Annotated in this window: 13 protein-coding genes; 1 reads left to right on the top strand and 12 read right to left on the bottom strand. The window is 35.8% G+C overall.

The window, feature by feature from the left end:
- Window positions 1–12: 12 nt before the first annotated feature.
- The 10 genes from purR to metG form a co-directional block, all read right to left on the bottom strand.
- Complete coding sequence (gene purR, locus BFG57_RS09850; protein WP_069717327.1) at window positions 13–837, bottom strand: pur operon repressor; 825 nt, start codon at window positions 835–837, stop codon at window positions 13–15.
- 56 nt (window positions 838–893) lie between these two features.
- Window positions 894–1,763: a 4-(cytidine 5'-diphospho)-2-C-methyl-D-erythritol kinase gene (gene ispE / locus BFG57_RS09845; RefSeq protein ID WP_069717326.1), complete on the bottom strand. Its 870-nt coding sequence runs from the start codon at window positions 1,761–1,763 to the stop codon at window positions 894–896.
- Between the two features lie 279 nt (window positions 1,764–2,042).
- Window positions 2,043–2,243 carry a small, acid-soluble spore protein, alpha/beta type gene (locus BFG57_RS09840; RefSeq protein ID WP_069717325.1) on the bottom strand — a complete coding sequence of 67 codons (201 nt, stop codon included), beginning with the start codon at window positions 2,241–2,243 and terminating at the stop codon, window positions 2,043–2,045.
- 177 nt (window positions 2,244–2,420) lie between these two features.
- Window positions 2,421–2,690: a biofilm formation stimulator Veg gene (gene veg, locus BFG57_RS09835; protein ID WP_069717324.1), complete on the bottom strand. Its 270-nt coding sequence runs from the start codon at window positions 2,688–2,690 to the stop codon at window positions 2,421–2,423.
- A gap of 316 nt (window positions 2,691–3,006) precedes the next feature.
- The gene (yabG, locus tag BFG57_RS09830; protein ID WP_069717323.1) at window positions 3,007–3,903 is read right to left on the bottom strand and encodes a sporulation peptidase YabG; all 897 of its coding nucleotides are present in this window, start codon (window positions 3,901–3,903) and stop codon (window positions 3,007–3,009) included.
- A 304-nt stretch (window positions 3,904–4,207) separates the two neighbouring features.
- Complete coding sequence (rsmA, locus tag BFG57_RS09825; protein ID WP_069717322.1) at window positions 4,208–5,080, bottom strand: 16S rRNA (adenine(1518)-N(6)/adenine(1519)-N(6))-dimethyltransferase RsmA; 873 nt, start codon at window positions 5,078–5,080, stop codon at window positions 4,208–4,210.
- Window positions 5,081–5,638: a ribonuclease M5 gene (rnmV, locus tag BFG57_RS09820; protein ID WP_069717321.1), complete on the bottom strand. Its 558-nt coding sequence runs from the start codon at window positions 5,636–5,638 to the stop codon at window positions 5,081–5,083.
- Between the two features lie 163 nt (window positions 5,639–5,801).
- Window positions 5,802–6,980, bottom strand: coding sequence for a G5 and 3D domain-containing protein (locus BFG57_RS09815; protein WP_069717320.1), 1,179 nt, complete (start codon window positions 6,978–6,980; stop codon window positions 5,802–5,804).
- A 287-nt stretch (window positions 6,981–7,267) separates the two neighbouring features.
- Window positions 7,268–8,035, bottom strand: coding sequence for a TatD family hydrolase (locus tag BFG57_RS09810; protein ID WP_069717319.1), 768 nt, complete (start codon window positions 8,033–8,035; stop codon window positions 7,268–7,270).
- Window positions 8,036–8,115: 80 nt separating this feature from the next.
- Entirely contained in the window at window positions 8,116–10,065 is a 1,950-nt protein-coding gene (gene metG / locus BFG57_RS09805) for a methionine--tRNA ligase (RefSeq protein WP_069717318.1), read from the bottom strand.
- Between the two features lie 762 nt (window positions 10,066–10,827).
- Here metG and BFG57_RS09800 point away from each other — a divergent pair.
- Entirely contained in the window at window positions 10,828–11,112 is a 285-nt protein-coding gene (locus BFG57_RS09800) for a transition state genes transcriptional regulator AbrB (RefSeq protein ID WP_069717317.1), read from the top strand.
- Window positions 11,113–11,151: 39 nt separating this feature from the next.
- Here BFG57_RS09800 and rsmI read toward each other — a convergent pair whose 3' ends face one another.
- Together rsmI and BFG57_RS18590 are read right to left on the bottom strand one after the other, a co-directional pair.
- Entirely contained in the window at window positions 11,152–12,024 is an 873-nt protein-coding gene (gene rsmI / locus BFG57_RS09795; RefSeq protein WP_069717316.1) for a 16S rRNA (cytidine(1402)-2'-O)-methyltransferase, read from the bottom strand.
- Window positions 12,017–12,174, bottom strand: a 158-nt coding sequence (locus tag BFG57_RS18590) for a GIY-YIG nuclease family protein (RefSeq protein WP_342670299.1), incomplete at its 5' end; no start/stop codon positions are given. The genes rsmI and BFG57_RS18590, both read right to left, overlap by 8 nt.

Here is a 12,174-nt window from a genome sequence, read left to right as displayed (position 1 = left end):
CATTTCTCTTTATTATTCGACAAACTCGAAGTAGTTACCTTCCTCAACCGAAATTCGTTTTTCTTTCACATCAACATCAGATAGCCGCACAAGCGATACATATTCATCAACTAATCTTTCTTCTATGTCCTCGGATTCAACTAGAACGCCGATGCCAACCACTTCGGCTTGGAATTCATTCAACAAGCTAATCATCCCATGAACCGTTCCGCCCGCTTTCATGAAGTCATCGATAATTAATACCTTTGAGCCCTCTTTTAAACTTCTTTTAGCCAATGTCATTGTTTGAATACGTTTTGTCGAACCAGAAACATAATTAATGCTTACCGTAGAACCCTCTGTTACTTTAGGATCACTCCTTACGATAACTACAGGAACATTCAAATGTGTTGCGGCTGCGTAAGCTAATGGGATACCCTTAGTTGCAACAGTCATTACAACATCAATTTTTCGTTCAGAAAAGACAGAAGCAAACAGACGTCCAACCTCTTTTACTAAATTTGGATTTCCAAGTAAATCAGTTAAGTATAAATAACCACCAGGAAGAAGACGATCTGGATCAGCAATTTGATTACATAATTTCTCAATGAAATCTTTTGCATCTTCTTCCATAATTAGAGGGAAATACTTAACACCCCCCGCAGCTCCTGAAATTGTCTGTAGCGTACCCATGCCTTGTTGTTCAAAGGTTTGCTTAATAATTCCTAAGTCTTCACTAATCGAAGACTTAGCTGCTCCGTACCGTTCAGAGAAGAAAGTTAACGGTACAAGGGTACGAGGGTGTTCAATCAAATAATTAGTCATATCGACTAACCTACCACTCCGTCGTATCTTCATTTTAAACCCTCCAAAATCCGAATATTTTAATGCTAATATATCATCTTTATACGGATTCAATCAAGATGTTGTGTATCTCCTAACATGCGTACTGCATATACTTGCTCACAAAAGCCTCTTAAGCCATTGTAAATCCGTTGCATTCTTGATTCATATTGAACGAGGGCAAACACCGTTGGACCACTACCACTCATCAATACAGCATCTGCCCCAAATCGCTCAATTTGTTGCTTCAGGGCTAAAACTTCTGGATATCGATTTAGAGTAACAGACTCAAGCACATTCCCTACATTGTTACAAATGCCTTCGTAATCTTCATTCTCAATTGCTTTTACCATTTCCTTTATATTTGGATGTTGGACATTTGATAAATCAAGATTATTATATATTTCTGCAGTGGAAACACCCAATGTCGGTTTAGCTAGAATAACCCAGCAAGGTGGAGGAGGCGGCAATCGATGAATTTTCTCACCTCTACCTGTAGCCAATGCTGTTCCTCCGTATACACAGAACGATACGTCTGATCCTATTTCTGCACCAAGTTTTGCTAATTCATCAAGGGAGAGACCTAAATTCCAAAGCTTATTGACTCCTCTTAATACAGCAGCTGCATCACTACTTCCACCGGCAAGTCCTGCAGCAACAGGGATCGTCTTTGTCATCGAAATATTTAGACCACGCTCTACGTTAAATCTCTTTTTTAGTAACATCGCAGCTTGATAAGCTAAATTCCGTTCATCATTTGGAACAAAACGATTTTGCGAGGATAGCTTTATACTACTATCCTTTGTATCTTCAAGTTCAATCATATCTGCTAAATCAACAGTTGTCATAATCATTTCTACTTCATGATAGCCATCATCACGTTTATGTAAGGCATCTAATGCCAAATTAATTTTCGCTGGCGCCTTAACCAAAATTTTCAAATTCATCACCTACTTAATCCACAATCCTTCAAACATTGTACCATAAACTACCTTAAAGTTTGGAAACCGTTTTACACAACCTGTATTAAAAATGTAACTTTCATAAGCGTTTTCCATATACCTACTGATGATAAGTTCAATTAACTAGGCAACTACTGAATCGTAAATAACATTTATCCTATTTATTCTTTCATATTTGATTAATTGTATACCATTAAGAACCTTAAAAAGCCGAAGCAATAAGCTCCGGCTTTTATCACGGCATTTATTTAATACCACTTATTGTTGATTAGCTTTGTCGTTCATTGACTGTTGCAACAGTTGACTTTCTGCTTTTTGGATAGCTAACTTTACCATATTACCCGCGTCACGAGCTCGAATAGCGCCCCATCCTTCTTGCTTTACAGTATCGTAAAAGCCAAGCTCCTTAGCCAACTCTTCTTTCAATTGATCAGACATAATACTACGTCTTCTGCCCAATTGAAACGACCTCCTTCTAGAAAGCCGTGATAAATATAGTATATGTAATTCGTTCTAACATATCCGTCCTATGTCTTTTCTACAAATTAAGTAAATTTCAGCGATATACCTATATCATAAAACATAATAAGGTGCATATTATAAAGTAAACAATAAAAAAGCAGCAAACATCGTTGTCTACTGCCCACTCATTACAATTGATCCGTGGAAATCATCATCAAAGCTTAATTCAACCGTTTCAGTTAAAACATCAGCATAACTGTATGAAACACGTTCAAACGCATTTTCGGCTTGATCTAGCTCTACAATAAATACTGATGGATACGTTTCTGCTAAAACACCATACCGTTCAATGGTTTTTCTACGTCCGCCATTTGCCTTCAATCTTAAACGTTTCCCTAAATTTCCGTCTAACGTCTGCTTAATATCAGATAAAGTTTTTGGCATGTCGCTCCACCTCTCTAAGAGTATTATAACACCTTACCGAAATTAAGTCAAATAAAAGTTAAATTATATCAACGTTTCGTTTCAAATGTCAATGCCCCTTTTGTATTTTTTTTATCTTCTCAACTATATCGTACCTTTATCTCCCTAATTTATTCAAAAAATGGTCAACTAATAAAAATATTTATAAAAAAGATACCATTTATAAAAAATGACCACCGTTCATTATAACAAGATAGAACGCTGATCACTTTTTTTATAACAGCAATATATATTATGATTTCACTAATAATGGCCACATTTAAAATATATTTATGGATTAATCGCTTTTACTCTTCTCCTCTTTTTCATGATTCATTAGAGGCATACCAGTCCTAAGAAATCCTCTGGTTTGAATTCCACCAAGTCCTTTTTCTCCAGTTAAGGTGTTTTTTAATACTTCCCACACGTTTACATCACCGTTAAATGCCGTATAACTTACTTTTGCTACAACATATACTGGGTCTAAGGCATGAATGTTTACCCTTCGTGGAGAGCTTGCAAAATTTGCTCCAGCTCGAATAAGCGATTCAAAGTGCGATTGACAGGCACCAGCAAAGATTACAAGCTGATCTAAGTTAGGGATCTTTTTCCTCGCTCGATTCACTGTTTCAACAAAGTATCTCGAGTGACGATAAGCCTTCAATTCTGTCACTGCACCCTTTGATTCAGAGTAAGCATCATGCCCAGTAATAACTAAAATATCAGGACGAAACTGATCAATTAATGCTTCTACTTTTTCAGGCATTTCGCTTTCATTCATATGGAATCCATAAGCAGGAATGTGTAATCGCTCATATAACATTCGACATTTTTTTAAATACAAAGGATCCCCGTCTAAATGCAACACCTTTCCAGGCATTTGAAAAATTGCATGTTCATGTTTATATCCACTTGAAGCTGTATATTCATTTTTTTCTCGAACTACTTTATATTCCTTACGAAATAATCGAAAGGATTGATCTTCCTTTTCTTGTAATTTTTGTTTTCGTTTTTTATATTCACGCTCATCGATTACAACTAGATCATCAATGAAAGCATCTGCTACTAAACGAACGTCTTCACCATATAACATTACAATTGTCTCTTCATCCTTTTGTTTCATATCGATAACGCGAAATAGCAAGTCACAATCATATGATTTACGTCCGACAATATCACCAATTTGTACACTCATAGTACTCCTCCTGCCCTATCAAAAAGCCTCTACTTCAACTTATGTGTTGAAACTGTAATCGGTGCCTATGTTATAGAAAAACGCAAAGCTCCCTTCTTACACCTGCACCAACAATAAAAAGCTTTGGTGAAGCGGGTTAACCCTTCAATTTTTTTATAACATGAGCTAATGGCTATAGAAGTTAGAAATTTTTGAATGTTTTACTTTCATTTCAATTGAAAAAGGTTCCTTTATTAAAAAAATAAAGGAACCTTTCACGTTTTCATCTATTTTTATATTGATCCAACTGAAGACAATTTCTTGTTTATAAGTATTTTTTTAATACTTCACTTAATTGAGCAAATTCTTCCATCGATAACGTTTCTCCACGTCTTTTTGCTTCAATGTTAGCTTTTTCAAGCGCAAGTGTTACTTGTTCTTTTTTTTCTTTTCCAGCGAGATTGTGCACTAGATTGTTATAAATCGTTTTTCTCCTTTGCGCAAAGCTTGCCCTAACTACTTCAAAGAAAAATTTCTCATCTGTTAGCTGCACTGGTGGCTTGGTTCTTAATGTCAAACGAATAACAGCCGAATCAACATTTGGTTTAGGAACAAAAACAGTCTTTGGTACAGTCATCACGACTTCTGCTTCAGAATAATATTGTATTGCAATTGAAAGTGAACCGTAATCTTTCGTTCCTGGTCTTGCAGCTATACGATCAGCTACTTCCTTTTGAAGCATTACTACTATGCCTCTTACAGGTAAATTTTCTGTAAGTAATTTCATTAAAATTGGTGTCGTGACATAATAGGGTAAATTTGCAACTACCATGATATCTTTTATTCCTTGCATCTTCTCTTCAATCATTGAACGAACTTCTGCTTCTAATATATCTTGATGAATAATTTCTACGTGCTTATATGGAGCAAGTGTCTCATTAAGGATTGGTAATAAACGTTGATCAATTTCAAACGCAACAACTTTCTCAGCCTTTTTAGCAAGTTGTTCCGTCAATGCCCCTATTCCTGGGCCAATTTCAATCGCTCCACTACCTTCTGTTAAATTAGCAAAATCAACTATATTTCTTAATATATTCGTATCGATCAGAAAGTTTTGCCCTAAACTTTTTTTGAATGAAAATCCATGCTTCTCTAGAATTTCACGTGTACGACTCGGTACTGCGATATCTCTTTCCATTTATACATGCTCCTCCTGCAATACTTGTTGTAATGCTTGCTCATATTGTTGTTTTGTAATTTGAAACATCTTTAGACGTTTATGAAGTTGCTTACCATTTGTATAACCAATCTTCAACAATACTCCCAAACGTTCTCTACGGCTCTTAGCTTGAGTCCCACCTATTAGACCAGCTTGAACAAGGTCTTGCCACTTTATTTGTTCTACAGGCTCTGACATTTCCTCTCGCAAACCTTCTAGAGCCGCTCGAATATCTGCTACCGAGGCATGCTCAACACCCAGTCCTCTTCCCTTCTTAGCAATCGCTTGACCTTTTTGTAGAAAGGCATGTTTACAGCCAGGTACATTTTCAGAAATAATTCTCCGAATTCGCTCACCTGGATAATCAGGATCAGTGAGAACTATTACACCTCTCGTCTCTTGGGCAAGACGAATCTGTTCAAGGGTTGCTTTATTTATAGCTGAACCATTCGTTTCAATTGTATCTGCATCAACAGCATGTTTTATTTTAACAGTATCATCTTTGCCTTCAACAACTATGATTTCTTTTATTTTCATTTTTTCCTCCAATAGTTAAAACTTTTTATAGTTCTAATACGTCATATATAGTGATTATAGCATTTTCACATGGACTTCATAAAATTGGCTTAACAATACAAGTACGTTACTCTCTTAAAAATAAAAGACCACAGAGTTCAACCCCTCTGTGGTCCCATATTACCTATTCAAGAATTTTGATTTTTACATTTTTAACTCCAAAAGCAGTGGCAGCTGCTGAGCTCGGCATAAACAGGTCGATTCGATTACCTTTAATCGCTGACCCTGTATCACCTGCAATAGCATAACCATAACCATCAACCCATACTTTCGTACCTAATGGGATAACATTTGGATCAACAGCTATAACCTTAACATTAGGGTTTGCTCGTAAATCAATTCCTGTTCTAGTCTTACCTGAACAGCCTTTACAATAAGCAGTATAAGCACTGGCCTTTACATAAAACTCCTTAACTGCTGTCCCTCCACGAGAGATAATTGGTTGATTAGTAGATTTTGTACCAATTGCTACAATACGGTCTTTACTTTCTCGAACGGTTTCTTTGTTTATTAATTCACGAGAAACTTCCTTGCCGTTCTCTATTACGACTTCAAAAGTCTTCTTTACTTTACCTTCTTGTCCTTTTGAAATAACACGCTCTTCTCCTGAAGATAGCGAAGAATCATTTCGTGTAACAACAGCATAATCAAGTGCTACTTCCACCACATCGGTGACCTTTTCTACGCGAACGACCTCTATCTTTGTCTCTTTGGTTATTGGCGCTTGTAGATCGGGCTCTACTCGGTCATCATCATCCAATGAAACTCCTTGTTGCTTTAAAAGGTCAGCGACAGTGGTCGAAGTCGTCCAAACAGATTTTTCCTCTCCACCTATAACTATAGGTAATTCAAAAGCTTCTGTGACAACAACATTCATTCCATCTTCGATTTTTGCTGTTTTTACTGGCTTTACTTCATCACGCTCCATGATTTTAACACCTTGCTCGTGCAATAATTCACGGATTGTTTCAACTGTTGTCGAAACGGTTTGTTCCTCACCATTTACTACAAGTGTAACAGTCTTTGCTGGTTCCCATGTAACTTGCATACCATTTGAGATTGCTGTATTCATACTTGGCTGAATTAAATCGTCTTGTTTCAGCTCAATATCTTGTGTTGTTAGTAATTGTTCTACTGTTTTTGCATGGGTACGTATCGTTTCTTGCTTACCGTCTATGTTAATTTTGACAGTTGCTTTCGTCCCTTCAAAGACGATGAGACTGATACATAAAACTGCGGCGATGAGTGTAACAGACCATTTGAATAACGATGCATTCGTCAATCCAAATCTATTATTTAACATGGCTGTGTCTCCTCCTTCATACGGAGTGAATTATATAGAGCGTCTCGATGATTGTCAACTTTTTAATGGACATATACCGTCCCGTTAGAAGAGATTTTCTCGCTCCACGAAAGATTTTTTAGTGTAAATAATGTTATTTATTCACACATTGGACACCTCCTCGCTTGACCATATTAGTATCTATTATCGTTGTCAAACGAGGAAATGTGAACCAAAATCGTTCGACATTCTCGGCGCCTATTTCAAACCATGTCATATTATTTCTTTTCTTGTCTAATTAAAATATATTATCTAATATTAAATAGCTTTCTCGCATTTACATTTGTTGCTTTTACAACATCCTCATATGGTACATTTTTTAATTCAGCTATTTGCTCAGCAACTAGCTTCACATATGCTGGTTCATTCCTTTTACCTCTATATGGATGAGGTGCTAAATATGGACAATCTGTTTCAATTAATAATTTATCTAATGGTATTTCTTCAGCAACTTCCTTAGGTTTTTTAGCATTCTTAAATGTTACAGGTCCGCCTAATGAAATATAGAAATTCATACCGATACATTTTTTAGCAATCTCTACACTACCGCTATAACAGTGCATGATTCCTCCAACCTCTGCCGCATCCTCTTCTTCTAAAATAGTAATAATATCTTGTGTCGCCTCTCGGTTATGAATAATGATTGGCAACTTTAGTTTTTTTGCTAAGCGAATTTGTTTACGAAATACTTCTTTCTGTGTATCATGTGGTGACTTTTCCCAATGATAATCTAACCCCATCTCACCAAGAGCTACGACCTTTGGATGTGACGCCAGTTTTTCTATCCATATCAAATCATCTTCTGTCATATCAATTGCATCTACAGGATGCCAGCCAATGGCAGCATAGATGAATTCATAACTTTCCGCTATTTCAATCGCACTTTCGATAGTCTTACGATCAAAACCAACAACAACCATTTCAGTCACACCCGCTTCTTGAGCACGAAGAATGGTTTCTTCTAGATCTTCGTTAAATTGATCAGCATTTAAATGGACATGTGTATCAAAAAGCATTCTATACACCCCTACATTCAATATTCTATCTAAACGATATAATGAAACACTCTCGCTTGTTGAGCGAGAGTGCATGTTCTTTATTTTATTTTTGTTCCATTTGGAAGAGACGAATCAACTTGTGCAAGAACGTGTTTACCATTTTCTTCACCCGCTAATATCATTCCTTCTGAAATTTCTCCACGTAATTTTACAGGTTTCAGGTTTGTCACACAAATAACTTTTTTTCCAACGAGGTCTTCAGGTTTATATGTCTTGGCAATACCTGAAACTACCTGCCTCTTTTCATCGCCTAAGTCCAATTGTAACTTTAATAACTTATCTGCCTTTTTAACTTGTTCAGCATCAATTACTTCAGCAGCTCTCAATTCGACTTTTGTAAAATCTTCAAATGATATTTCTTCTGCTTTCTCTTCTACTTTTTTCTTTTTTGTTAACTGTGGTGCTGTATTCTGCATATCTTGCTTAATTTTATCGATCTCAACTTGAACTTCAAGTCGAGGGAAAATTGGGTCACCTTTCTCTACACTAGTATCATCTGCCATTAACCCAAACTGATAGAGGCTATCCCATGTCATTAAGCTCTTATCTTTCACACCTAGTTGTCTAAAGATTTCAACTGGCGCTTGAGTTAAGAAAGGCTGTAGCATAATCGCAATATGGCGTAAAGATTCAGCAAGATGAACCATCACTGAAGCTAGTTGATCCTTTTCTTGTTCATCCTTAGCCAAGACCCATGGTTGTGTTTCATCAATGTATTTATTCGTGCGACTAACAAGTTTCCAAATAGATGTTAGTGCCACAGAGAATTGCATCTCTTCTATTGCATTCTCTACATGTGTAACCGTTTCTTTGTTTAATTCGACAAGATTATCATCAAATGGTGTTACTGAACCAGCATACATTGGTACTTTCCCATCAAAATATTTCTCGATCATCGCTACCGTACGATTAAGTAAATTACCTAAATCATTTGCAAGGTCAAAGTTTAGACGCTCCACAAACCCTTCTGGTGTAAACACACCATCGGATCCAAAAGGAACTTCACGAAGTAAATAATAACGCAGTGCATCTAATCCATAGCGATCAATCAATGTTACAGGATCAATTACGTTGCCTTTTGATTTTGACATCTTACCGTCTTTCATTAATAACCAACCATGAGCAAATACCTTTTTCGGAAGAGGGAGATCTAACGCCATTAACATAATCGGCCAATAGATTGTATGGAAACGAACAATTTCCTTACCTACTAAGTGGACATTTGCTGGCCAATATTTACGGTAGCGTTCATCATTATCAGTGTCATATCCTAACGCAGTAATATAGTTGGATAAAGCGTCAATCCAAACATAAATTACGTGTTTTGGATCTCCAGGAACCTTGACTCCCCAGTCAAAAGTCGTACGAGAAACTGCCAAATCCTCTAAGCCTGGTTTAATAAAGTTATTAATCATTTCATTTTTTCTTTTTTCTGGCTGAATGAACTCTGGATTGTCTTCATAAAACTTAAGAAGTCGATCTGCATATTTACTCATTCTAAAGAAATACGATGCTTCCTTTACCTTCTCAACAGGTCCACCACAATCAGGGCATTTACCATCATCAAGTTGACGTTCTGTAAAAAATGATTCACATGGTGTACAATACCATCCCTCATATTCGTCTAAATAGATATCACCTTGATCCAGTAACTTTTTGAAGATCTTTTCGACTACTTCTTCATGTCTTGATTCTGTTGTACGAATAAAATCATCATAAGAGATGTCTAACTTTCCCCATAATTCTTGAATTCCACTTACGACTTCATCTACAAATTGTTGAGGGGTTACACCTTTTTCTTCCGCTTTGCGTTGAATCTTCTGACCATGTTCATCAGTACCTGTTAAATACATAACATCGTAACCACGCAGACGTTTATAACGAGCCATCGCGTCTCCAGCAACTGTCGTATAAGCATGACCAATATGTAATTTATCACTTGGATAGTAAATTGGTGTCGTAATATAAAAAGTTTTATTCTCTCCCACTCAAATAGCCTCCTTAATTAAGTATAAAAAAGTTTAAACTATTAAACTCCATTTCAATTTTAAAATAATGTAATTGTACATCATATATTTACTTTATACGAGTAAACTAACACCAAATATGACGTCCTTTTACTCGTTAAAAATGCTCCCGCCCAAAGGACGAGAGCATCGCAAGTACAAAGTCCCTCACTATCTCAGCATTAGGACAATCCCATTAAATTATGATAAATGTATGTTCACATTTATTCATTTACTCATTATTAATTTCAACACTTTATCTTATTTCAAATAAAAGATTTCATACTATACAAAATCTCTAGAAAATCATATCTATTATTATAACAGAACACATTTCAAAATATACCTAAATCGTTTTAATAATGTCAAGAAAGTGTATTTTGAATTACCAATCAACAATTATATCAATACCTTCCATATTTTTTCTGAAAAAGATACGAATACCCTATTAAAATGTTGTAATTTGTCGAATATATATAGAAACAGTAAAATATTGCGCATTATTTTATGTTTATTTAGTTCATGAAAATTACTATTTGGAGATATAATACAATGTTTTTCCCTCTATTATCCTTATATCTTCATATTTCTCCAAAAAACGATACATTTATTTATAAATCCTACAACTTTTTACAAAAAAATATTGACGTTAAGAGGTCTGACTGCTATTATGATAGTAAATCTATGTCGAAAAATGACGAATAGTGTTACATAGAATGATAATTTAGGAGGAGAACATCCATTATGAAATCTACAGGTATTGTACGTAAAGTTGACGAATTAGGTCGCGTTGTTATTCCAATTGAACTTCGCCGCACATTAGGTATCGAAGAAAAGGACGCTCTTGAAATCTATGTTGACGATGAGCGCATCATCTTAAAGAAATACAAGCCAAATATGACTTGTCACGTAACAGGTGAAGTAAGTGATGATAACATGACACTAGCAAACGGTAAGCTAATTTTAAGCCGTGAAGGTGCAGAGCAAATCATTAGCGAAATCCAAAACAGAATTAACGAATCAAAATAATAAATTAGACCAATGCTTAAAAAAGCATTGGTCTTTTTACTAACTTTCAATATGGTAAGCTTGATATACTTCCCTTTTAGGTAGTTCACGATCGTTTGCTACTTGTTTTATCGCCTCTTTAGAAGTTAATCCACTATCAGAAATGTAATATTCAACATGTTCAACTAATGTTAAACTCTCCCACCAATAATCAGGTTCAGCCTCTTGATTGTTTCCTTCTATTAAAATACAAAATTCACCTTTAATCTCTTCTTCCTGCGCCCAAATTAGTGCCTCTCCAATAGGTCCACGTAAAAACTCTTCAAATTTCTTCGTAATTTCTCTCGCTAATACAACTCTTTCTTCATTTCCAAACACCTCAGATAACGCTAATAACGTTTCCTTAAGGCGATGAGGTGATTCATAAAAAATAATTGTACCGTCCATATTCTTCACACGTTCCAATGAAGTCACTTTTTCTTTTTTCTTTCTAGGTAAAAAACCATAAAAATAAAAGTGTTCAGTATTTAAACCGGATGCTATTAGAGCTGATAGTGCAGCATTAGCACCTGGTAGTGGAATCACAGCAATCCCTCTTTCAATGGTTTCTTTTACAAGATCATTACCTGGATCTGAAATCGCTGGCATTCCTGCATCACTGACTAAAGCAATGCTTTCACCTTGCTCAAGCCTAGTAAGTAACTTATCTCCACTATTTTGTTTATTATGCTCATGATAGCTTGTAAGTGGTGTTTGTATGTCAAAATGAGTAAGTAGCTTACGCGTTTGACGAGTATCTTCAGCAGCGATCATCGATACTTCATTTAAGATACGAAGTGCACGATATGTAATATCTTCTAAATTTCCTATTGGTGTTGCTACAAGATATAACACTCCATAAGGTTGATCAGAAAAGCTTTTCTGCCTAATCATTAATTTCCACTCCTTTTTGAATATATCGTTCCTTCTCTTGTTTAGTTAACTGCTTAAACCGATACTCTGCTTGCATTGCCTCTCTCTTCGTTGAAAATGTCTCATAATATTGTAAAGAAACTGGTGTACGACCACGTGTATATTTAGCAC

Source organism: Bacillus solimangrovi (assembly GCF_001742425.1).
Lineage (GTDB): Bacteria > Bacillota > Bacilli > Bacillales > Bacillaceae_N > Bacillus_AV > Bacillus_AV solimangrovi.
The sequence above is the reverse complement of the archived record's forward strand: the minus strand, read 5'-3'. Positions and strand labels throughout refer to the sequence as shown.